Origin of the sequence: Tersicoccus solisilvae (assembly GCF_014643255.1) — a bacterium.
Classification (GTDB): Bacteria; Actinomycetota; Actinomycetes; order Actinomycetales; family Micrococcaceae; genus Tersicoccus; species Tersicoccus solisilvae.
Map to the genome: position 1 here is coordinate 111,696 of NZ_BMJI01000006.1, position 23,246 is coordinate 134,941.

A 23,246-nucleotide genomic window follows, 5' to 3' on the forward strand; every position below is an offset into this window, starting at 1 on the left:
GGGGTGAAAAAAGTGATGTCACGCGCACGCAGAATGCGCCACCTCAGTCTAGTTGCTGGCGGCAACCCGCGCAAAGACGGCTTCGGTGTCGCGCCGTTTGTCTCAACGCCGGCGCGGCGCCGCCGATTCCCGGCCGGCGCCGCGGTGGATCTCCGGCACGGCTCAGAACTGGGTGAGGCACTGCGGCACGCGTCCGGTGGCGAGCATGCCGGCGAGGCGCTGCACCGCTTCCGGATCCCCGGTGACGGCGCCCGCCCGGGCGAGGGTGTCCACGCTGATCCCGCCCAGGTAGGCCGAGCTCAGGGCGGCGACCGGCAGCGTGACGTCTGCCGGCGCGTCCTCGACGCGCCGGGCGGTCAGCCGGCCGTCCTCTGAAACCACCTCGAGGGTGCCCGCGGCGATGTCGAGCGCGTCGGTGAGAGCCAGCCGGACCGTGCCCGGAGCCCCGCCGGGCCGCGCCTGGAGCGCGGCGACGGGGTCGAGGATGCGCAGCCACAGGCTGTCCTCCCGTTCCGTGACGGCGCAGCTGCGGGGGTCGGCGATCGCCCAGCGCAACGGCTCGTCGACGCTCGCGTGGTCCCACGTCACCCGGTCGACCAGGTCGAGGGAGCCGAGCAGTTCCCAGAGGGCGCGGTAGGCGTCGTCGGTGGCGGCGACGAGGTCGAGCACCCGGACCGTCGTCGGTTCGGTGTCCCAGCCGGCGAACCTCCAGGTGACGTAGCCGTCCGGCTCGCCGTCCTCGCCCCAGTGCGCCGCGCCGCGGACCGCCGTGTCCGGCTCCATCCCGCCGTCGTGCAGGGTGCCGTCGATGTTGCCCGGGTAGGAGGCCTGCCGGTCGATCGAGCCGGGGGTGATCGCGTGCCAGCGGGCGAACACCCGGCGGGAGACGGCGGCGATGCCCTCCCGCTCGATGAACTCGGTCCGCCCGGCCGGCGCCGGCCCGGTCGCCGGGCCGAACGCGAGGCCCCGCCGGGTGTCGATCCGCAGCGACTCCCGCTCGACGGCGACGCCGAAGCCGAAGCGGCCGTAGATGGTCGCCTCGGAGGCGGTCAGGGCCGCCATGGCGAGCCCGGCGTCGGCGGCCCGCCGCAGGTCCTCGGTCATCATCCGCCGCAGCAGGCCGCGCCGGCGGTGCGTGGCGCGGACGGTGACGGCGGTGATCTCGTGCGTGGGCAGCAGTGTCGCCCCCGTGTTCAGCGTGTTCGTCATGCTGGCGAACGTGGCCACCGGGATCGACGGGTCCACGGCGCCCTCCGGGGTGCCCGCCACGTAGACGCCGCCCAGCTCCCGGTCGTCCTCGCGGTAGAAACGCGCCATCCGCTCGACCTGGCCCGGCACCGGGGGCTTGTCGTGGAAGCCGCGGAACACGGCCTCCGCCCAGGTCCGGGTGGCGGCGTCGGACGCCTCGTCGGTGCCGCCGGGGCGGAACCAGCGCAACTCGTCGTCGGTCTGCGGCATGCGGTTCTCCGGTCCGGGGGCGGGGCGGGTCAGAAGTGGGTGATGCAGTACGGGGCGCGGTCGACGGCGAACATCCGGGACAGCTGGGCCACGGCCGTGCCGCCGCCGCGGATCCTGCCGGCGTCGGCGAGCGCCCCGATGGTGGCGCCCCCGAGGAACGCCGAGCCGAGGGAGGCGACGTCGACGGTGACGTCGGCGTCCGGGCGGGGCGCGGCCGCGGTCTGCTGCACGGAGGGGACGCCGCCGGAGACGCCGAGGTCGAAGGTGCCGGCGGCGAGACCGAGCGGATCCTCCACTGCGAGGCTCAGCTCGCCGTCGCCGGACCAGCGGCGGGACTGCAGGCAGGTGAGGGGATCGAGGATGCGCAGCCACAGCCGGTCGTCCCGGCCGGTGACGCGGTAGCCGCGGGTGTCGGCCATGGCCCAGGGCAGCGGGTCGTCGATCCGGGCCGCGTCGTACCGGACCCGCTGGATCAGGTCGAGGTTGCCGACGAAGTTCCAGAGCCCGAGGTAGGAGTCCGGCCCGGTGGCGACGAGGTCGATGACCTTGACCTCGGACACCGCGTCCCGCGACTCGACGTGTTGGTAGGTGACGCACCCGTCCGGGGTGCCGTCCGCGTCGTAGTGCAGGGCGGCGCGGACGGTGAGGTCCGGCTCGTCGGCGTGCCCGTTGATCGTGCCGTCGATGCGCGCCGGGTAGGACGCCTGCCGGCCGACCGAACCGCGCGTGGCGGCGTGGAAGCGGGCGAAGATGTCCCCGGCCACCTCGGCGATGGCCTCGCGGCGGGCGAGTTCGACCGTGCCGACGGCGCCGCGGTCCAGGGACGGCAGGGCGAAGCGCGACGTCGTGTCCAGCTCGATGGTGCTGGTCTGCGTGGCCACCCCGAAGCCGAACCGACCGTAGATCGTGGCCTCGGACGCGGTCAGGGCGGCGATCGGCAGGCCGGCGTCGCGGGCGGCGGTGAGGCTCTCCGTCATCATCCGGCGCAGCAGGCCGCGCCGCCGATGCGTGGGGCGGACCGTGACGTCGGAGATCAGGTGCGCCGGCAGCAGGGTCTCCCCCGTGCTCAGCGTGCTCGTGTAGGTGGTGAACGTGGCGACGGGCACCTCGGCGCCGACCGAGTGCACCGGCGTCGCGTCGACGTACACGCCCGTCATCAGCCGGTCGTCGGCGCGGATGAACTCCGCCTCCCGGCGCAGGGTCTTCGGGGTGAACGCCTGCTCGTGGAAGCCGCGGTTGACGGCCTGCAGCCAGGCCTCCGTCTCGGGGGACACGGTCCCGTCCTGCAGCCCGGCCCGGAACCGGCGGATCTGGTACTCGTCGCTGTCCGTCACCCGACCAGCGTAGGTCACCACCTCAGTGGGCGGCGTCGTGCCAGCTGCGCCCGAGGCCCACGGAGACGTCCAGCGGCACGGACAGGTCGGCGGCGCCGGCCATCTGCTCCCGGACCAGGGCGGTCAGCTGCTCCTCCTCGCCGTCGGCCACCTCGAGCACGAGCTCGTCGTGGACCTGCAGCAGCATCCGGGAGGAGAGGCCCGCGGCCGCGATCCCCCGGTCGACGCCGAGCATCGCCTTCTTGATGATGTCCGCGGCGGAGCCCTGGATGGGCGCGTTCAGCGCGGCCCGCTCCGCCATCTCGCGCAGCTGCCGATTGTCGCTGGACAGGTCCGGCAGGTAGCGGCGGCGCCCCTCGATGGTCGAGGTGTAACCGTCCTTGCGGGCGGTCTCGACGATGCCGCGCAGGTAGTCCCGGACGGCGCCGAACCGCGCGAAGTAGTCGCTCATCAGGGAGCGGGCCTCGTCGACGCCGATGGCCAGCTGCTTGGACAGGCCGAAGGAGCTGAGCCCGTAGGCGAGCCCGTACGACATCGCCTTGACCTTGGACCGCATCGCCGGGGTGACGTCCTCGGGGGCGACGCCGAACACGTGGGAGCCGACGAAACGGTGCAGGTCCTCGCCGTCGCGGAACGCCTGGATCAGGGCCTCGTCGCCGGAGAGGTGGGCCATGATCCGCATCTCGATCTGGGAGTAGTCGGCGGTCAGCAACGTGCGGTAGCCACCGCCGACGACGAACACCTCCCGGATCCGGCGTCCCTCGTCGGTGCGGATCGGGATGTTCTGCAGGTTCGGGTTCATCGAGGACAGCCGGCCGGTGGCGGCGATGTTCTGCACGTACGTGGTGTGGATCCGCCCGTCGTCGGCCACGGACTTGACCAATCCCTCGACGGTCTGGCGCAGCTTGCTGGCGTCGCGGTAGGCGAGCAGGGCGACGAGGAACGGGTGGCCGTCGGTGCGGGCGATCAGGTCGGTGATGGCGTCCGCGTCCGTCGTGTACCCGGTCTTGATCTTCTTCGTCTTCGGCAGGCCGAGGTCGTCGAAGATGACGGCCTGCAGCTGCTTGGGCGAGCCGAGGTTGATCTCCTTGCCGATGACGGCGAACGCCTCGCGCTGAGCGGCGTCGATGGCCGTGGTGAAGTCGTCCGTCAGCGCGGAGAGGTGCGCGGCGTCCGCGGCGATGCCGGCCAGCTCCATGTCGCCGAGGACCTTGGCGAGCGGCAGTTCGAGCCGGGTCATCAGGTCCGCGGAGCCGCGGTCGGCCAGCTCGGCGGTGAGGTACCGGCTCAGCCGCAGCAGGACGATGCCGTTGCGCGCGGCCGTCGCGAGCCGGGTCTGCTCCTCGTCCCCCGTGAGGTCCAGTTCCGTCTGCGCGCCGGCGGCCTCGGTGGCCGCGATGCTGATGCGCAGGTGGTGCTGGGCGAGGTCGCCCAGCTCGTAGCTGCGCCGGTCGGGCTGCAGCAGGTAGCCGGACAGGGACGGGTCGTCGACGACGCCGTCGAGCACCAGCCCGCGGCCGCCGCGGAGCAGCTTGTAGACCGTCTTCAGGTCGTGCACCACTTTGGGCGCGGCCCGATCCCCCAGCCAGCCGGCCAGAGCCGTCTCGGCCGGTGCGTCCAGGCCCGTGAGGTCGATCCGGGCCCCGACGGCGTCGCCCGCGGCATCCTCCCGCCCCTGCCCCGGAGCGGGCTCGGCCACCAGGACCAGCGTGGTGGCGTCCGCGCCGTCGACCAGCGGCACCAGGGCCACCGGGGCCGGGGCGGCGTCCAGCCACGCGGTCAGTTCGGCCGCGGCCGTGAGCGGTGCCAGCTCCGGCGGGACGATCTCCTCGGTGACGACCGGCTGCTGCTCCTCGCCGAAGAGCTCGAACAGCCGCGGCTGCAGGGTGCGGATCTCGAGGGCGTCGAAGAGCTCGTCGATGGCCTCCCGGTCCGGGGCGCTCATGCCGAGGTGGTCCAGGCCCACGGGCAGCTCGACGTCGGTGATCAGCCGGTTCAGCTGGCGGTTGCGGCGCACGTCGTCGAGGCGCTCGCGCAGGGCCTCACCGGCCTTGCCCTTGATCTCGTCGGCGTGGGCGAGCACGCCCTCGAGCCCGTCGTACTGGGTGATCCACTTGGCCGCGGTCTTGGGGCCGACGCCGGGCACACCGGGCAGGTTGTCCGCGGTCTCCCCCACCAGCGCGGCCAGGTCCGGGTAGCGGTTCGGCGGGACGAAGTACTTCTCCTCGACGGCGGCGGCGTCCATCCGGGGCAGGTCGGTGACGCCCTTGCGCGGGTAGAGCACGGTGACGGCGTCGTCGACGAGCTGGAAGGCGTCCCGGTCGCCGGTGACGACGAGGACGTCGAAGTCGGCGTCCTCGCCCTGGGTGGCGAGCGTGGCGATCACGTCGTCCGCCTCGAAGCCCTCCGCCGTGACGGTGCGGATGTTCATCGCGGTCAGCACGCGGCCGATCAGGTCGATCTGGCCCTTGAACTCGTTCGGCGTGGCGCTGCGGCCGGCCTTGTAGGCGTCGTACTGGGCGTCGCGGAAGGTCGGCGTGGACAGATCGAACGCGACGGCGATGTGCGTGGGCCGCTCCTGCTTGAGCAGATTGATCAGCATCGACGTGAAGCCGTAGACGGCGTTCGTGTGCTGGCCCGTGGTGGTGCTGAACTTCTCGACCGGGAGGGCGAAGAACGCCCGGAAGGCCATCGAGTGGCCGTCGATGAGCAGCAGGGTGGGCTTGTCCGGGCTCGTCGTCTCAGTCACCCGTCCACCCTAGTTGCTGGCCGCCGTCGCCGGACGGCGCCGGCCCATTGCGCCCGGCGACGAGCCCCACCGTCCCGCCCCACCGTCCCGACCGCCGGCCCGACCGCCGACTGTGCGGCGGACCCGACCGCGATCCCGCGCCGCCCTCTCGACCGCCGACTGTGCGAACGACGTTGCCAACCGGCCACGAACAGCGCCACACCCGCACACTCGACAAGTTCAGCGCGCCAGCCGCCGACGCCGGCCGCCGACTGTGCCGCCGACTGTGCGGCCGACCCGCCCGCCCGTTCCGCCCCACCGTCCCGACCGTCCCGACCGCCGACTGTGCGGCCGACGTCGCCAACCGGCCACGAACAGCGCAACACCCGCACACTCGACGAGTTCAGCGCGCCAGCCGCCGACGCCGGAGCGCGAGCCGCCGCGCCGGCCGCCGAGCCCGCCCGCCGACTGTGCCGCCGTCCCGACCCGGCGACCCGACCGCCGACTGTGCGAACGACGTCGCCAACCGGCCACGAACAGCGCAACACCCGCACACTCGACGAGTTCAGCGCGCCGGCCGCCGACGCCGGAGCGCGAGCCGCCGTCCACCCCGCCGTCCCGCGCCGCCCTCCCGACCGCCGACTGTGCGAACGACGTCGCCAACCGGCCACGAACAGCGCAACACCCGCACACTCGACAAGTTCAGCGTCCCGACCGCCGATCCGACCGTCGACTGTGCCGCCGACCCGCCCGCCCGTTCCGCCCGCGGTCCCGCGCCGCCCTCCCGGCCGCCGACTGTGCGAACGACGTCGCCAACCGGCCACGAACAGCGCAACACCCGCACACTCGACAAGTTCAGCGTCCCGGCCGCCGACTGTGCCGCCGACGTCGCCCGCGGAGCCCGCCCGCCCGTCTCGTCCGACCCGTCCGACCGGCGTGCAATGCGAGAATGAGCGCCGTGACCGACTCCTCCCGCCCGGCAGCACCCCGCCCCGCCGCCCCGCCCCTGACCGAGCAGACCCGGGCGCGGCTGCGCGCCCGCGGCATCCCGGACGACCTGCACGAGCGGTTCCCGTTCGCCGGCACGGGCCTGGCGGACCGGATGGGCATCGTGTTCACGGAGCTGACGGCCGAGCGCTGTGTCGCGACGATGCCGGTCGAGGGGAACACCCAGCCGGTAGGGCTGCTGCACGGCGGCGCCCACGTGGTGCTGGCCGAGACCCTCGGCTCCACGGCGGCGTCCCTGTGGGCCGGGCCGGAAGCGATCGTCGTCGGCACCGACGTGAACGCGACCCACCACCGGGGCATCCGGGAGGGCATCGTCACGGGCACCGCCACGCCCCTGCACCGGGGCCGGACGATGGCCACCTACGCGGTGGTGATGACGGACGATCAGGGCCGGCGGCTCTCCACCGCCCGGATCACGAACCTGATCCGCCGGGGCTGAGCACGAACCTGATCCGCCGGGGCTGAGCACGGCCGGCCGCCGGGGCTGAGGACGGCCGGGGCCGTGCTCGGGGCGGCCGTCCGGACGCCGGTGACCGGCTCCCGTCAGTGGAAGACCGGGACGATCAGGTACACCCCGTACAGCACGGTGACGGCGCTGCCGGCGAAGCACAGGCGAGATGCCCAGGTGAGGGCCCGCGCCTGACCTCCCGCGCGGTCGTTGGCGATCGCGCCGAGCCGCACGCCGAGCGAGAAGAGGAAGACGAGGGTCAGCGCCGCCACGAGGGTGGCGACGGCGACGACGAGGAACGCGCTCCCGTTGATCATCCGCGCCGCTCCCGCGCCGCCCGCGCCAGCTCACGCCGGCGGCTCTTCGGCGGGATGTCGACGGCCGTGCCGGCGGCGTGGACCTCGATGGCGTTGTGATGGCTGATCTGCTGCCGGTTGGCCCGCACGAACATGCCGACGATCAGGGCGACGGCGATGACGGTCACCGTCACCAGGCCCACCGTGCCGAGCCCGGCGCCCCAGGCGGCGATGGCGCCGACGATGCCGGCGGCGGGCAGCGTGAGCACCCAACCGATGACGATGCGGCCCGCGGTGCTCCATCGCACGCCGGCGCCACGGCGGCCGAGCCCGGAGCCGATCACGGACCCGGAGGCGACCTGCGTGGTGGAGAGCGCGAACCCGAGGTGGGAGGACGCGAGGATCGCGGCCGCGGTGCTCGTCTCCGCGCTGAAGCCCTGCGCGGGTTTGACCTCGGTGAGCCCCGCGCCGAGCGTGCGGATGATCCGCCAGCCGCCGGCGTACGTGCCCAGCGCGATGGCCAGCGCGCACGCCGCGATCACCCACAGCTCCGGCCCGGTGCCCGAGGGCTGCAGACCCGCGGCGATCAGGACGAGCGTGATGACCCCCATCGTCTTCTGCGCGTCGTTGGTGCCGTGCGAGAGAGCGACGAGGGAGGAGGAGAAGATCTGTCCGTACTTGAAGCCGCGACGCCGCTGCGTCAGTTTCTCCCCCGACTCGGCGTCGTACCGGCGGGTCAGCGCGTACGCGAGCCGGGTGCAGAGGAAGGCGGCGAGGCCCGCCACGGCGGGAGCGAGCAGCGCCGGCAGGATCACCTTGGAGACGACGACGGGGAAGTTCACCGCTCCCATCCCGCTGCCGATGATGGCGGCACCGATCAGCCCGCCGAACAGCGCGTGGGAGGAGCTGGACGGCAGCCCGAGCAGCCAGGTGAGCATGTTCCACACGATCGCGCCGAGCAGACCGGCGAAGATCAGCTCGGGGTGCACGGCCGCGCCGCCGTCGCCCTCCCGCAGAATCCCCCCGGAGACGGTCTTCGCCACCTCGGTCGAGAGGAACGCGCCGACCAGGTTGAGCACGGCGGCGGTGGCGACGGCCACGCGGGGGGTGATGGCGCCGGTCGCGATGGGCGTGGCCATCGCGTTGGCCGTGTCATGGAAGCCGTTGGTGAAGTCGAAGAACAACGCCATCGCCACGACCAGGACCACGACGACGGTGAGGTCCACGGTGATTCCCCTCTGCGGGTGCGGGATTGGGACGGTGCCGGATGAACGCCGGGCAAGCCCCGGGTGAACGGCGGACGACCGCGACGACGGCCGACGGCCACCCTAGCAGGTAGGGCATGCGCGCCCCACCGGCCGACGGCGCTCGCCCGGGTGCCGCGATGACGGGCAGGGGGACGGTGCAGGATGGTCTCATGGACCCCGTCGATGCCCTCGCCGAGATCGCCTTCTGGCTCGAGCGCGAGCTGGCGCCCACCTTCAAGGTCAAGGCGTTCCGCCGGGCGGCCGACACCATCCGCGGCCTCGACCGCGACGACCTGCTGGCCCGGAACGCGGACGGCCGGCTGGCCCGGATGAAGGGGATCGGGGGCCGCACGGGCGAGGTGATCGCCCAGGCCCTCGCCGGCGGCGTGCCCGACTACCTGGCCGCCGCACGCGAGCGGGGCGCGCGGCCGCTGGCCGAGGGCGGTGCGGACCTGAGGGCGCAGCTGCGCGGCGACCTGCACAGTCACAGTGAATTCTCCGACGGCGGATCCCCGATCGAGGAGATGGTGGCCGCCGCCGCGGTCCTGGGCCGCGAGTACCTGGCCCTGACGGACCACTCCCCCAGCCTGACCATCGCCAACGGGCTGAGCACCGAGCGCCTGGAGCACGAACTGGACATCGTCGCCGGCCTCAACGCCGCCGGATCCACGGTGCGTGTGCTCACCGGCATCGAGGTCGACATCCTCGAGGACGGCAGCCTGGACCAGACGCCGGACGTGCTGGGCCGGCTCGACGTCGTCGTCGCCAGCGTGCACTCGAAACTGCGCTCGGACGCCAGGACGATGACCCGCCGGATGCTCACCGCGATCGCCGACCCGCACACCAACGTGCTCGGCCACTGCACCGGCCGGCTGGTGACGGGCGGGCGCGGCACCCGGCCGCCGTCGGAGTTCGACGCGGAGGCCGTCTTCGCGGCGTGCGCGGAGCACGACGTCGCCGTCGAGATCAACTCCCGCCCCGAGCGGGTGGACCCGCCGGACGAGCTGATCGAACTGGCGCTGGAGGCCGGGTGCCGGTTCAGCATCGACACGGACGCCCACGCCCCCGGTCAGCTGGATTTCCTCCAGTACGGCGCCGAGCGTGCCGAGCGCCTCGGCGTCCCGGCGGAGCGGATCGTGACCACCTGGCCCGTCGAGGACCTCCTGGCCTGGAGCACGAAGCCCGGGGGCGACCAGGCCCGCTGACCTTCGGACGTCGCCAGTCCCCGTGCCCGGTGCGGTGCCGACCGAACGCAGGCCGGCCGATTCCGACCGGAACGGTGCCCGAAGTGGGACTCGAACCCACACACCTCTCGGTACCGCATTTTGAGTGCGGCGCGTCTGCCGATTCCGCCATTCGGGCTTGCCGCGGGCACCGTGACGGGCCCGTGCGGGAATCCACTCTACCTGCCGATAGGCTGGAGCGGCGCACCCCGTCAGCCGACGCGCGTGCCCGCGCAGTGAGGAGCAACTGAAGTGTCAGAAGCGAATCAGCCGTCGACGGCGAGCGCCGCATCGACCTCGTCCGACGGCGGTGCCGGTCACCCGGCCCGGCGGGTGCTGGTGGCGGAGGACGAGACCCTGATCCGGCTGGACATCATCGAGATCCTGCGCGGTGAGGGGTACGACGTCGTCGGCGAGGCCGACAACGGGCAGAAGGCTGTCGACCTGGCCAAGGAACTCGACCCCGACCTCGTGCTGATGGACGTGAAGATGCCGGTGATGGACGGCATCACCGCGGCCGAGCAGATCGTTGCGGACCGGATCGCCCCCGTCGTGCTGCTGACCGCCTTCAGCCAGAAGGAACTGGTGGAGCGGGCCCGCAGCGCCGGGGCGATGGCCTACGTGGTCAAGCCGTTCACCCCCGCGGACCTCATCCCCGCCATCGAGATCGCGTTCTCCCGGCACGAGGAGATCACGGCGCTCGAGGCCGAGGTCGCCGACCTGCAGGAGCAGTTCGCCACCCGCAAGCTGGTGGAGCGGGCGAAGAGCCTGCTGATGACGAAGATGGGGTTGACGGAGCCGGAGTCGTTCCGGTGGATCCAGAAGACCTCGATGGACCGCCGCCTGAGCATGCGCCAGGTCGCCGAGACCATCATCAGCCAGATGGCCTGACCGCCCCGGCATCGCGACGCCCCTACGCCGAAGGGCCGCCTCCCCGGTGGGGAGGCGGCCCTTCGCGTGTCGGAGCGACCGGGTCAGGACGGCTGGTCCCCCGGGGCGCCGGAGGTGGCCGGCCACGGCCCGAGCGGTTCCTTCTTGCGGGCGCTGCCCTCGAGCACCTTGCCGGAGTCGCCGCGGTCGCCGACCTTGTGCACCTTCAGCGAGTTGGTGGTGCCGACCTGTCCGGGAGGCGAACCGGCGGCGATGACGACGAGGTCGTCGATCTCCACCAGCCGGTTCTCCTGCAGGAACGTGTCGACGAACTCGGTCATCTGGTCCGTGTGCTCGACCGTCTCCGAGTACACCGGCTGCAGGCCCCAGGCCAGGCACAGCTGGTTGCGCACGTGCTCGATCGGGGTGAACGCGAACACCAGCTTGCTCGGCCGCAGCCGGGACAGCCGCCGGGCGGAGTCACCGGACTGCGTGAACGTGCAGAGGTACTTGGCGTCGAGCATGTCGCCGATCTCGACGGCGGCACGGGTGATCGCGCCGCCTCGCGTCTTGGGCTTGGTGCCCAGCGGCGGGATGTAGCCGAGACCGCCCTGCTCGGTGGTCTCGATGATCCGCGCCATGGTGCGGATCGTCTCGATCGGGTACTTGCCGACGCTGGTCTCGCCGGAGAGCATGACCGCGTCCGCGCCGTCGAGCACCGCGTTGGCGCAGTCGGACGCCTCGGCGCGGGTCGGGCGGGGGCTGTCGATCATGGACTCGAGCACCTGGGTGGCCACGATCACCGGCTTGGCCCAGCGGCGGGCGAGCTCGACGGCCTTCTTCTGCACCAGCGGCACCTGCTCGAGCGGCAGCTCGACGCCGAGGTCGCCACGGGCGACCATGATGGCGTCGAAGGCGTCGATGATGGCGTGCAGGTTCTCGACGGCCTGCGGCTTCTCGATCTTGGCGACGACGGGGGCGCGGCGGCCCTCCTCGTCCATGATCTCGTGCACCCGGCGGACGTCCTCGGCGTTGCGCACGAAGGACAGGGCGATGATGTCGACGCCCTGCCGGATGGCCCAGCGCAGGTCGTCCTCGTCCTTCTCGCTCAGCGCGGGGACGTTGACGGCGACGCCGGGCAGGTTGATGCCCTTGTTGTTGGACACCGCGCCGGGGACGACGACCACGGTCTGCACCTCGGTGGCACCGACGGACGTCGCCTGCAGGACGACCTTGCCGTCGTCGATCAGCAGGGTGTCCCCCGTGCGCACGTCCTGGGGCAGGCCCTTGAACGTCGTCGAGCAGATGTCCTTCGTGCCGGGCACGTCCTCGGTGGTGATGGTGAAGGTGTCCCCCACCGCGAGCTGGTGCGGGCCGTCCTCGAACCGGCCCAGCCGGATCTTCGGGCCCTGCAGGTCGGCGAGGATGCCCACGGGCTGGCCCAGCTCCTCGGCGGCACGCCGGATGTTCTCGTAGTTGCTGGCGTGCACCGCGTGGTCGCCGTGGCTCATGTTCAGCCGGGCGACGTTCATGCCCGCTTCGAGGGCGGCCTTCGCCTGGGCGTAGTCCTCGAGCGCCGGCCCGAACGTGGCGACGATCTTTGCTCTTCTCATGTGTCCTAGCCTAGTGATCGGATGCCCGCGGACGACCGTCCACGGGGGTGTGCTTCGTGACGGGCGGCCGTCCGGTCGGTGACGCCGAGACGAACGCCGAGCCTGCCGGATGGCCCCAGCCGAGGGTCCGCCGCCGTCAGAACGGCAGCAGGTCGATGGGCCGGTCCGAGGGTGCCACCGGCGCGGGCAGCCGGGTGCTGCCCCGCAGGTAGGTGTCCACGGCGGCGGCGCACGCGCGGCCCTCCGCGATGGCCCACACGATCAGGGACTGGCCGCGGCCCGCGTCGCCGGCGGCGAACACCCCGTCGACGTTGGTCATGTAGTAGCCGTCGCGGGCGATGGTGCGCCCGCCGTCCAGCTCGGTCTCCAGCTGCGCGGTCAGCGTCTGCGTCTCCGGACCGGTGAAACCGAGCGCCAGCAGCACGAGGTCCGCCGGGATCTCGCGCTCCGTGCCCGGCTTGGGCACGCGGCTGCCGTCGCGGTACTCCGTCTCGGCGACGCGCAGCGCCCGGACCCGGCCCTCGTCGTCGCCGACGAACTCGACCGTCGACGCGAGGTAGGTCCGTTCGCCGCCCTCCTCGTGAGCGGAGGCCACCTCGAACAGGGTGGGGAACATCGGCCACGGCTGGTGCTCGGCGCGCTCCTCCGAGGGCCGCTTGCCGATCGCCAGCGTGGTCACCGAGGCGGCCTTCTGCCGGTGGGCGGTGCCGATGCAGTCCGCTCCGGTGTCGCCGCCGCCGAGGATGACGACGTGCTTGCCCGCGGCGTCGATCGCCTCGTCCACGCGCTGGCCGGCGACGATGCGGTTCTGCGGCACCAGGTAGTCCATGGCGAAGTGCACGCCGGCCAGGTCCCGGCCCGGGATCGGCAGGTCGCGGGGTACGGTGGCGCCGGTGGCGAGCACGACGGCGTCGTACCGGCGGCGCAGCGCACTGAAGGAGATGTCCTTGCCGATGGTCACGCCCGGGCGGAACCGGGTGCCCTCCGCCTCCATCTGCGCCAGGCGCCGCTGCAGGTGCACCTTCTCCATCTTGAAGTCGGGGATCCCGTAGCGCAGCAGGCCGCCGATCTCGTCGTCACGCTCGTACACGGCGACGGTGTGTCCGGCGCGGGTCAGCTGCTGCGCGGCGGCCAGACCCGCGGGCCCGGAGCCGACGACCGCGACCGTCTGGTGGGTGACGCGGGTGGGGATCACCGGCTCGACCCAGTCGTGGTCGAACGCCTCGTCGATGATCGAGACCTCGATCTGCTTGATCGTCACGGCGGGCTGGTTGATGCCGAGCACGCAGGACGCCTCGCACGGCGCGGGGCACAGCCGCCCGGTGAACTCCGGGAAGTTGTTGGTCGCGTGCAGGCGCTCGATGGCCTCGCGCGGCCGGTCCCGCCACATCAGGTCGTTCCACTCGGGGATCAGGTTGCCCAGCGGGCACCCCTGGTGGCAGAACGGCACACCGCAGTCCATGCAGCGGCCGGCCTGCGCCTGCAGGACGCCCTTCTCCTGCCGCTCGTACACCTCGTTCCAGTCCATGATGCGCACGGGCACGGGCCGGCGCGGCTGGGTCTGGCGGTCGCGGGTCTTGAGGAAGCCGCGGGGATCAGCCATGGGTCGTCGCCTCCAGGATGCGGGTCCACACCTCGTCGCCGTCGGGGTCCAGCCCCTCCTGCTCCGCCTGGTTCCGGGTCGCGAGGACCGCGGAGTAGTCGCGGGGCAGGATCTTGGTGAACCGGCCGACGGTCGTCTCGAAGTTCGCGAGCAGCCGCTCGGCCAGCGCGGACTCCGTCTCGGCGTGGTGGGTGATCATCAGGGACCGGACCAGCTCGACGTCGTTGGCGTCCAGGGGCAGCAGCCCGAGGTCGCCCGACGCGATGCTGTCGGTGTTCATCGCGGCCGGATCGAGATCCAGCACGTAGGCGGTGCCGCCGGACATGCCGGCGCCGAGGTTGCGGCCGGTGGGGCCGAGGACGAGGGCGACGCCGCCGGTCATGTACTCGCAGCCGTGGTCGCCGATGCCCTCGACGACGGCGGTGGCCCCGGAGTTGCGCACCAGGAACCGCTCGCCGACGAGGCCGCGCAGGAACAGGTGCCCGCTCGTGGCGCCGTAGCCGATGACGTTGCCGGCGATCACCTCGTGCTCGGCGGCGAAGGAGCTGGCGCGGTCCGGCCGGACGATGATCCGGCCGCCGGAGAGCCCCTTGCCCACGTAGTCGTTGGCGTCCCCGAACAGCCGCAGGGTGATCCCGGCGGGCACGAACGCCCCGAGGGACTGCCCGGCCTGGCCGGTCAGGGTGACGTCGATGGTGTTCTCCGCCAGGGTCGCCAGCTGGTGGCGACGCGTCACCTCGTGGCCCAGCATGGTGCCGACGGACCGGTCGGTGTTGACGATGTCGACCGAGATCTTCACGGGCGTGCCGTGCTCGATGGCCTCGGCGCTCATCGCCAGCAGATGGTTGTCGAAGTGCTTGTCCAGGCCGTGGTCCTGGCCCACCCGGTTGCGGCGCGGCACATCGGCGCCGAACTGCGGGCCGCGCAGGATCGGGTCGAGGTCCAGGCCCTCGGCCTTCCAGTGGTCGACGGCGCGCCGTGTGTCCAGCACGTCGGTGGCGCCGACGGCCTCGGCGAGCGAGCGGAACCCGAGGGAGGCGAGGATCTCCCGGACCTCCTCGGCGATGAACTCGAAGAAGTTGACGACGAACTCGGGCTTGCCGGTGAACCGGGACCGCAGCTCGGGGTTCTGCGTCGCGACGCCCACCGGGCAGGTGTCCAGGTGGCAGACGCGCATCATGATGCAGCCCGAGACCACGAGCGGGGCGGTCGCGAAGCCGAACTCCTCGGCCCCCAGCAGCGCCGCGATGACGACGTCGCGGCCGGTCTTCAGCTGCCCGTCGGCCTGCACGACGACGCGGTCGCGCAGCCCGTTGAGGATCAGGGTCTGCTGCGCCTCGGCCAGGCCGAGCTCCCAGGGAGCGCCGGCGTGCTTGAGCGAGTTCAACGGGGACGCGCCGGTGCCGCCGTCGTGGCCGGAGACGAGCACGACGTCGGCCTTCGCCTTCGTCACCCCCGCCGCGACGGTGCCGATGCCCACCTCGGAGACGAGCTTGACGTGCACGCGGGCGGCCGGGTTGGACCGCTTCAGGTCGAAGATCAGCTGCGCCAGGTCCTCGATCGAGTAGATGTCGTGGTGCGGCGGCGGGGAGATCAGGGAGACGCCGGGCGTGGAGTGCCGGGTGCGGGCCACCCACGGGTACACCTTGCGGGCCATCAGCTGGCCGCCCTCGCCGGGCTTGGCGCCCTGGGCCATCTTGATCTGCAGGTCGTCGGCGTTGGTCAGGTACAGGCTCGTCACGCCGAAGCGGCCCGAGGCCACCTGCTTGATCGCGGAGCGGCGCTCGGGGTCGAGCAGCCGTTCGACGTCCTCGCCGCCCTCCCCCGTGTTGGACTTCGCCCCCAGCCGGTTCATGGCGATGGCGAGGGTCTCGTGCGCCTCCTGGGAGATGGAGCCGTAGCTCATCGCGCCGGTGGAGAACCGCTTGACGATGGCCGAGACGGGCTCGACCTCCTCCAGCGGGACCGGCTCCCGGACGCCGTCCTTGAACGCGAACAGCCCGCGCAGGGTCATCAGCGCCGCCGACTGGTCGTCGACGCCGGCGGTGTAGGCCTTGAACACGTCGTACCGGCGGGACCGGGTGGCGTGCTGGAGCCGGAACACGTTCTCGGGGCTGAACAGGTGCGGTGGGCCCTCCCGGCGCCACTGGTACTCGCCGCCGATCTCCAGGCCGCGGTGCGGGTCGTCGTCGCCGCCGTCGGGCGGGTAGGCGCCCCGGTGCCGGGCCGTGGTCTCCGCGGCGATGACGTCGAGGCCGACACCGCCCAGCTGCGTGGTCGTGCCGGTGAAGTACTGGTCGACGAGCGCCTGGGACAGGCCGAGTGCCTCGAACGTCTGCGCCCCGCAGTACGAGGCGACGGTCGAGATGCCCATCTTGGACATGATCTTGAGCATGCCCTTGCCGAGCGCCTTGATCAGGTTGGCGACGGCCTGCTCCGGGCTGATCCCCTCGACGGTGCCGTTGCGGACCAGTTCCTCGCAGCTCTCCATCGCCAGGTAGGGGTTGACGCCGGACGCGCCGTACCCGACGAGCAGGGCCACGTGGTGGACCTCGCGCACGTCGCCGGTCTCGACGATCAGCGAGACCCGGGTGCGGGTGGCGCTGCGCAGCAGGTGGTGGTGCACGGAGGAGAGCAGCAGCAGGGACGGGATCGGCGCCCACTGGGCGTTGGAGTCCCGGTCGGAGAGGATGACGTACTGCACCCCGCGGTTGACGGCGGCCGAGACCTTCTCGTTGATCTCGGTCAGCCGCGCCCGCAGCGCGGCCTCGCCGTTGCCGTCGGGCCGATAGAGGCCGCGCACCCGCATGGTCAGGGCCTCGTCGTCGGCGCCGCGCAGGGCGGAGATCTTCGCGAGCTGGTCGTTGCTCATCACGGGGAACGGCAACCGGATCTGCTTCGCCCGCACCTGGCCGGTGTTGAGCAGGTTGCCGTTGGGCCCCAGCGAGCACCGCATGGAGGTGACGAGTTCCTCGCGGATGGCGTCCAGCGGCGGGTTGGTCACCTGGGCGAAGGACTGGACGAAGTAGTCGAACAGCAGTCGGGGGCGCTTCGAGAGGACCGCGATCGGGGTGTCCGAGCCCATGGCACCGAGCGGCTCCGCACCGGTGCGCGCCATCGGGGCGAGCAGGATCCGCAGCTCCTCCTCGGTGTACCCGAAGGTGCGCTGCCGCTTGGTGATGGACGCGCTCGTGTGCGTGACGTGCTCGCGCTCGGGCAGGTCCTCGAGGCTGAGCAGGTTCTCCTTGACCCAGGCACCCCACGGGTTGGACGCGGCCACGGTCGCCTTGATCTCGTCGTCCTCGATCATCCGCCCGGCCTCGGTGTCGACGAGGAACATCTTCCCCGGGGCGACGCGGCCCTTGCGCACGACCTTCGCCGGGTCGATGCCGAGCACGCCCACCTCGGAGGCGAACACCACGAGGCCGTCGTCGGTGACCCAGTAGCGGCCCGGGCGCAGCCCGTTGCGGTCCAGGGTGGCCCCGACCTTGGTGCCGTCGGTGAAGGACACGCACGCCGGGCCGTCCCACGGCTCCATCATCATCGAGTGGTACTCGTAGAACGCGCGGCGGTCCGGGTCCATGGTGGCGTGGTTCTCCCACGCCTCCGGGATCATCATCATGATCGCGTGCTCGATCGGCCGCCCCGAGAGCATCAGCAGCTCGGCGACCTCGTCGAAGGACGCGGAGTCCGAGGCACCCGGCGTGCAGATCGGGTAGAGCCGTTCCGGGCTGTCGCCCAGCAGTGGGTGGCTCAGCTGCGACTGCCGGGCCCGCATCCAGTTCCGGTTGCCCTTGACCGTGTTGATCTCGCCGTTGTGCGCGATGGTGCGGAACGGCTGGGCGAGCGGCCAGGACGGGAACGTGTTGGTGGAGAACCGGGAGTGCACGATGCCCAGGCGCGTGGTGAACCGGGGGTCGGACAGGTCCGGGTAGAACGGCTCGAGCTGCGCGGTGGTCAGCATGCCCTTGTAGACGAGGGTGCGGGAGGACAGGGACGGGAAGTACACGCCGAACTTGTTCTGCGCCCGCTTGCGCAGCCGGAAGGCCCGCGCCTCGAGGGTGACCTGGTCGGCTGCCTCCCCTGACTCGAGGGCGAGGAAGAGCTGCCGGAAGAACGGCATGGTTCGCCGGGCCATCGCGCCGACCAGGTCGGCGACGACGGGCACGTCGCGCCAGCCGAGGACGGTCAGCCGTTCCTCCGCCGCGAGGGCCTCCAGGCCGTCGACGGCGGTCTGCCGGTCTGCCTCCTCCGCGGGCAGGAACGCGGTGCCGACCACGTAGCGGTGCTGCTCGGGCAGCTCGAAGTCGACGACGGCGCGCAGGAATGCGTCGGGCACCTGGGTGAGCAGGCCCGCGCCGTCGCCGGTCCCCTCGTCCGCGCCCACGGCGCCACGGTGCTCGAGGTTGCGCAGCGCGGTCAGGGCGGCGTCGACGATGTCGTGACCCGGTTCGCGGCGCAGGGTCGCGATCACCGCCAGGCCGCAGGCGTCCTTCTCGTTCTCCGGGTCGTAGAGGCCCTGCCGGCCGGGCGCCGCGGTGAACTCCTGGAACGGGCGGGCCACGCCGGACGCCTGCGCGTCGGTGTCCTGGGTACCGGTGTCCTGGGTGCCGGTGTCCTGGGACTCGCTGCCCCGGGACTCATCGCGCGCGGCGACGGGGTCGGCGTCGTGCTCGAGGGCGTCGACGGCCGCGTTCTCGACGGCGTCGTTCGCGGCGATGCCGGTGGTCCCGACCGGGTTCTCGACGGCGGCGCCGGACGTGTTCTCGGGCAGCGGTGACGGATGCTGATCAGTCATGGCGTGTCCTTCCCAGGATGAAGCGTGAGGGGACGACGCTGGCCCCGGGAGCGCACCAGGTGCGCGGGTGTGAACGGCGCGGCCCGCCCGGGTGTGATCCGGATCGGGAGGCGGCACTGACGTCGGAGACCGGGGGTGTCCCGGGACCGCGGACGGGTGCTGCTGCGCTTGTGCGCGCTCGAGCGCGGCGCCTCGTCAGGAACGACGTCGTTCCTCGGCGGCCGCGGGCTCCTCGCTCTCCGTGCGTTCGAGAGTAGCACGGTGATCGGCGTCGTCGGGACGGACCGCCGGGCTGTCGTCGTCCGCAGTTCGGTCGCGATTGTCCACATCGTGGTCAATCGCGCGACCGTCTGCGAGCGCGCGCTCTCCTGCCGGCAGCCGCCGTCGAGCCCCCAGGACGAGGAACATCACCACGGCGACGGCGAACACGAGGATGGAGGTCCAGACGTTCAGCCGGACGCCGAGGATCAGCTCCGCGTCGTCGATCCGCAGTGCCTCGATCCAGACCCGGCCGAGCGTGTAGATGGCCGCGTACAGCCAGAACACCCGGCCGCCGCGCAGCCGGAACCGGCGGTCGGCCCAGAGCAGCACGGCCACCCCGGCGAGATTCCACAGCAGTTCGTAGAGGAACGTGGGGTGGAACAGGGTGCCCGGCGGGTACTGGGCCGGGAACGTCGGACTGGACGGATCGATCTGCAGGCCCCACGGCAGTGTGGTGGGACCGCCGAACAGCTCCTGATTGAACCAGTTGCCGAGCCGGCCCACGGCCTGGGCGAGCAGCAGCCCGGGAGCGGCGGCGTCGGCGAACACCATGATGTTCGCCCGCGCCCGCCGAGCGCCGATCCAGGCGCCGACGAAGCCGAGCAGCACGGCACCCCAGATGCCCAGGCCACCACGCCACACCTGGGGGATCAGCGAGAGGTCGCCGGTGCCGTCGAAGCCGGGGCCGAAGTAGGCGTCCGGGGAGGAGAAGACGTGGTAGAGCCGGCCGCCGATGATGCCGAAGGGGATGGCCCACACGGCGATCGACCACAGCGAGTCGTCGTCCCCGCCGCGCGCCGTCCAGCGTCGCCGGGTGAGCAGCAGCCCGACGACGATACCGGCCAGGATGCACAGCGCGTAGGCCTTGATGCTGAGCGGACCGATCTCGAATCCGGACCACGAGGGGCTGGGGATGCTCGCCACCACCGTGGTGGCCGGCCCGGTCACAGCGTTCACGCGCGCGTGCCGCGGTCGTCGCCGGTGCCCGTGGGGGTACCACGGCGCAGGGAGGCGGCCAGCTCGCCGACGGCGGCCGGGCCGCCGTCGCGCAGGGCGGCGACCAGCGCGCTGCCGACGATGACGCCGTCGGCGTACGCGGCGATCTCGGCGACCTGCCCGGGCGTGGAGACACCCAGGCCCACGCAGACGCGCTCGGCGCCGGCCTCGCGGGAGCCGCTGACGACGGCCTCGGCCGCATCGCTGACGGCGGCGCGCGCGCCGGTGACCCCCATGATGGAGACCCCGTACACGAACCCGCGACTGGCCCGCGCGATCATCGCGAGCCGCTCCGGGCTCGACGAGGGGGCGGCCAGGAACACGCGGTCCAGGCCGTACCGGTCGGACGCGGCGAACCACTCGGCCGCCTCGTCGGGGGTGAGGTCCGGGGTGATCAGGCCCGCACCGCCGGCCTCGGCGAGCCGGCGGGCGAACTCGTCCACGCCCATCCGCCTGACCAGGTTCCAGTAGGTCATCACGAGCACGGCGGCCCCGGTGCGCTCGGTGACCGCGCGGACGACGTCGAACACCTCGGCCACCCGGAAGCCACCGGCCAGGGCGGCGGTGGTGGCGGCCTGGATGACGGGACCGTCCATCACCGGGTCCGAGTACGGGATGCCGATCTCGATGACGTCGGCGCCGTTCTCGGCCAACGCGACGGCCGCCTCGATGCTCGTGGCCAGGTCCGGGTACCCCGCGGGCAGGTAGCCGATCAGCGCGGCCCGGCCCTCGGCGCGGGCGGCGTCGATCGCCGCGGCCGCCCCCGAGGCGGTCGATGTGGTGCTCACAGCTGCTCCCCTTCCTCGCCGATCTCCTGCTCCGCGCTGTTCTCGTCCAGCAGGTCGAACCACTCGGCGGCGGTGGCCACGTCCTTGTCCCCGCGACCGGAGAGGGAGACGACGATGACCTTCTCCCGCGCGGCGGCCGCGTCGACCGCCGCCCAGCGCTGGCCGACCTTGACGGTGCCGGCCAGGGCGTGCGCGGACTCGATGGCGGGAATGATGCCCTCGGTGCGGCACAGCAGCCGGAACGCGTCCATGGCCTCGGCGTCGGTGATCGGCTCGTAGGCGACCCGCCCGACGTCGTTCAGGAAGGAGTGCTCCGGGCCGACGCCCGGGTAGTCCAGGCCGGCGGAGATCGAGTGCGACTCGACCGTCTGCCCGTCCTCGTCCTGCATCAGGTAGGTGTTGGCGCCGTGCAGCACGCCCGGCCGGCCCAGCGTGATGGTCGCGGCGTGGCGGCCGGTCTCGACGCCGTCGCCGCCGGCCTCGAAACCGTACAGTTCCACGGTCGAGTCGTCGAGGAAACCGTGGAAGATGCCGATGGCGTTGGATCCGCCGCCGATGCAGGCAGTGACCGCGTCGGGCAGCCGGCCGGTCTGCTCGAGGATCTGCTCGCGGGCCTCCTCCCCGATCACCTCGTGGAAGTACCGGACCATGGCCGGGAACGGGTGTCCGCCCGCGGCCGTGCCGAGGACGTAGTGGGTGCTGTCCACGTTGGCCACCCAGTCGCGCAGGGCCTCGTTGATGGCGTCCTTGAGGGTCTGGGAGCCGGTGGTGACGGGCACGACGGTGGCGCCCAGCAGGTTCATCCGGGCCACGTTCAGCGCCTGCCGGCGGGTGTCCTCGGCGCCCATGTAGACGACGCACTCCATGCCGAACAGGGCCGCGGCCGTGGCGCTGGCGACGCCGTGCTGGCCCGCGCCGGTCTCGGCGATCAGCCGGGTCTTGCCCATCCGGGCGGCGAGCAGCGCCTGGCCGAGCACGTTGTTGATCTTGTGGCTGCCCGTGTGGTTGAGGTCCTCGCGCTTGAGGAACACCCGGGCGCCGACGTGCGCGGAGAACCGCTTGGCCTCGGTCAGCAGCGACGGACGGCCGGAGTAGTTCCGGTTCAGGTCCTTGACCTGCGCGATGAAGTCGGGGTCCGCCTTCGCCTTCTCGAACGTGTCGGTCAGTTCGTCCATGGCGGCGATCAGCGACTCGGGCATCCAGCGTCCGCCGTAGTCCCCGAAGTAGGGGCCGGGGGCGTGCCGCAGGCTGCCGGCCAGGAACGGGTCGGCCAGGTCGACGTCCGCGGCCGTCGCGATGGGGGTCTGCTGCGGGGTGGGTTCGGTCATCGTGTCTGCTCGGTCTCGGTCGGCGTGGATGCGGTGGCGTGGGGTGCGGTCGCCGGGACTCGTTCCGCCTGGGCGGCGGTGCCGGCGGCGGCGAAGCGGCGGACGGTGTCGGCGGGGTCGGCCCCCGCGCCCAGGCTGCTGCGCACCAGCGCCTCACCCACGAGCACGGCGTCGGCGCCGGCGGCCGCGTAACCGGCGACCTCGTCGGCGGTCACGACGCCCGACTCGGCGACGGCCACGACGTCGCCGGGGATCATCTCGGCCAGCGGGGCGAAGACGCCGGGATCGACGTCGAGCGTCTTGAGGTTGCGCGTGTTGACGCCGACGATGCGGGCACCGGCGTCGAGGGCGCGCTCCAGCTCGGCGGCGGTGTGGGACTCGACGAGGGCGTTCATGCCGAGCTCGTGGGTCAGGGCCAGGTAGTCGACCAGCGTCGGCTGGTCCAGGGCGGCGACGATGAGCAGCACCAGGTCGGCGCCGTGGGCGCGGGCCTCGTGGATCTGGTAGGGGTCGACCGTGAAGTCCTTGCGCAGCACCGGGATGGACACGGCGGCGCGGACGGCGTCGAGGTCGGCGAGGGAACCCCGGAAGCGGCGCTGCTCGGTGAGCACGCTGATCGCCGCCGCACCGCCCGCCTCGTAGGCGGCCGCCAGCGACGCGGGGTCGTCGATCGCGGCCAGGTCGCCCTTCGAGGGGCTGGCCCGCTTGACCTCGGTGATCAGCCGGAGCCGGCGGTCGGCGCCGACGACGCCGCCGCCGAGCGCGGCGAACGCGTCGCGGGCCGGCAGCGCCACGGCGGCGGCCTCCGCCACGGCGGCGTCACCGATCTCCCGACGGCGCGCGCTCAGGTCTTCGCGGACCCCGTCGATGATGTCGTCGAGGACGCTCACGCGTGGTGGCTCTTGACCTTGTCGCCCCCCACGCCGTATCCGGCGCGGCGAAGGACCCAGCCCGCGACGAGGCCGAGGGCGATGATGACGACGCCGACGACGAAGAAGGGCACATTGGCGAAGACGAAGGCCACGCAGCCCACGAGCACGCCGAGGGCCATCACGCCGACGCACGTCCAGGCGGCGGGGCTGTTGCCGTGGCCGACGGGCAGCAGGTCGGCCTTGCGGTCGGGGGCGTTGGCCTCGTCCCCGACGGGCTGGTCCTCGTGCTGGCCCTGCTGCGTTCCGGTGCTCATCGGCGGTGTCCTCTCGTCTGGTGCTCGGGCGCGGTGCGTCGCGTCCATTCTGCCACTGGCG

At 72.4% G+C, this 23,246-nt stretch carries 16 protein-coding genes and 1 tRNA gene; 3 read left to right on the forward strand and 14 right to left on the reverse strand.

Annotation, left to right across the window (positions count from 1 at the left end; translation table 11 throughout):
- Positions 1-162: 162 nt before the first annotated feature.
- From IEX22_RS07375 to polA, 3 genes are read right to left on the reverse strand one after another with little or no spacing between them, the layout of a single operon-like run.
- Positions 163-1,458: a GNAT family N-acetyltransferase gene (locus IEX22_RS07375; protein WP_188667689.1), complete on the reverse strand. Its 1,296-nt coding sequence runs from the start codon at positions 1,456-1,458 to the stop codon at positions 163-165.
- A gap of 29 nt (positions 1,459-1,487) precedes the next feature.
- Entirely contained in the window at positions 1,488-2,792 is a 1,305-nt protein-coding gene (locus IEX22_RS07380) for a GNAT family N-acetyltransferase (RefSeq protein ID WP_188667690.1), read from the reverse strand.
- Between the two features lie 22 nt (positions 2,793-2,814).
- Positions 2,815-5,541 carry a DNA polymerase I gene (gene polA / locus IEX22_RS07385; protein WP_268236868.1) on the reverse strand — a complete coding sequence of 909 codons (2,727 nt, stop codon included), beginning with the start codon at positions 5,539-5,541 and terminating at the stop codon, positions 2,815-2,817.
- Between the two features lie 937 nt (positions 5,542-6,478).
- On the opposite strand from polA, the gene IEX22_RS07390 reads away from it, so the two are divergent.
- Positions 6,479-6,967: a hotdog fold thioesterase gene (locus IEX22_RS07390; RefSeq protein WP_438816611.1), complete on the forward strand. Its 489-nt coding sequence runs from the start codon at positions 6,479-6,481 to the stop codon at positions 6,965-6,967.
- Positions 6,968-7,071: 104 nt separating this feature from the next.
- Here IEX22_RS07390 and IEX22_RS07395 read toward each other — a convergent pair whose 3' ends face one another.
- A complete protein-coding gene (locus IEX22_RS07395) occupies positions 7,072-7,293 on the reverse strand; it encodes a hypothetical protein (RefSeq protein WP_188667692.1) in 222 nt (73 codons plus the stop codon).
- Entirely contained in the window at positions 7,290-8,498 is a 1,209-nt protein-coding gene (locus IEX22_RS07400) for an inorganic phosphate transporter (protein WP_306464432.1), read from the reverse strand. Before IEX22_RS07400 ends, IEX22_RS07395 begins: the two co-directional genes overlap by 4 nt.
- Positions 8,499-8,689: 191 nt before the next feature.
- Between IEX22_RS07400 and IEX22_RS07405 the strand changes: the two genes are divergently transcribed.
- Complete coding sequence (locus IEX22_RS07405) at positions 8,690-9,724, forward strand: PHP domain-containing protein (protein ID WP_188667693.1); 1,035 nt, start codon at positions 8,690-8,692, stop codon at positions 9,722-9,724.
- Positions 9,725-9,799: 75 nt separating this feature from the next.
- Here the strand turns inward: IEX22_RS07405 and IEX22_RS07410 are convergent.
- Positions 9,800-9,881: transfer RNA gene (locus IEX22_RS07410), tRNA-Leu, on the reverse strand.
- Between the two features lie 194 nt (positions 9,882-10,075).
- Between IEX22_RS07410 and IEX22_RS07415 the strand changes: the two genes are divergently transcribed.
- Positions 10,076-10,633 carry an ANTAR domain-containing response regulator gene (locus IEX22_RS07415; protein ID WP_229659856.1) on the forward strand — a complete coding sequence of 186 codons (558 nt, stop codon included), beginning with the start codon at positions 10,076-10,078 and terminating at the stop codon, positions 10,631-10,633.
- Positions 10,634-10,716: 83 nt separating this feature from the next.
- Here IEX22_RS07415 and pyk read toward each other — a convergent pair whose 3' ends face one another.
- The 8 genes from pyk to IEX22_RS07455 form a co-directional block, all read right to left on the reverse strand.
- Positions 10,717-12,225, reverse strand: coding sequence for a pyruvate kinase (pyk, locus tag IEX22_RS07420; RefSeq protein ID WP_188667695.1), 1,509 nt, complete (start codon positions 12,223-12,225; stop codon positions 10,717-10,719).
- A 136-nt stretch (positions 12,226-12,361) separates the two neighbouring features.
- A complete protein-coding gene (locus tag IEX22_RS07425) occupies positions 12,362-13,828 on the reverse strand; it encodes a glutamate synthase subunit beta (protein WP_188667696.1) in 1,467 nt (488 codons plus the stop codon).
- The gene (gene gltB / locus IEX22_RS07430) at positions 13,821-18,626 is read right to left on the reverse strand and encodes a glutamate synthase large subunit (RefSeq protein WP_229659846.1); all 4,806 of its coding nucleotides are present in this window, start codon (positions 18,624-18,626) and stop codon (positions 13,821-13,823) included. Before gltB ends, IEX22_RS07425 begins: the two co-directional genes overlap by 8 nt.
- A gap of 195 nt (positions 18,627-18,821) precedes the next feature.
- The gene (gene lgt / locus IEX22_RS07435; protein WP_188667697.1) at positions 18,822-19,844 is read right to left on the reverse strand and encodes a prolipoprotein diacylglyceryl transferase; all 1,023 of its coding nucleotides are present in this window, start codon (positions 19,842-19,844) and stop codon (positions 18,822-18,824) included.
- A complete protein-coding gene (gene trpA, locus IEX22_RS07440) occupies positions 19,841-20,671 on the reverse strand; it encodes a tryptophan synthase subunit alpha (protein ID WP_188667698.1) in 831 nt (276 codons plus the stop codon). The genes lgt and trpA overlap by 4 nt, the downstream gene beginning before the upstream one ends.
- Positions 20,668-21,999: a tryptophan synthase subunit beta gene (gene trpB, locus IEX22_RS07445; protein ID WP_188667699.1), complete on the reverse strand. Its 1,332-nt coding sequence runs from the start codon at positions 21,997-21,999 to the stop codon at positions 20,668-20,670. Before trpB ends, trpA begins: the two co-directional genes overlap by 4 nt.
- Complete coding sequence (trpC, locus tag IEX22_RS07450) at positions 21,996-22,889, reverse strand: indole-3-glycerol phosphate synthase TrpC (RefSeq protein ID WP_188667700.1); 894 nt, start codon at positions 22,887-22,889, stop codon at positions 21,996-21,998. Before trpC ends, trpB begins: the two co-directional genes overlap by 4 nt.
- The gene (locus IEX22_RS07455; RefSeq protein ID WP_229659847.1) at positions 22,886-23,185 is read right to left on the reverse strand and encodes an HGxxPAAW family protein; all 300 of its coding nucleotides are present in this window, start codon (positions 23,183-23,185) and stop codon (positions 22,886-22,888) included. The genes trpC and IEX22_RS07455 overlap by 4 nt, the downstream gene beginning before the upstream one ends.
- Positions 23,186-23,246: the final 61 nt, after the last annotated feature.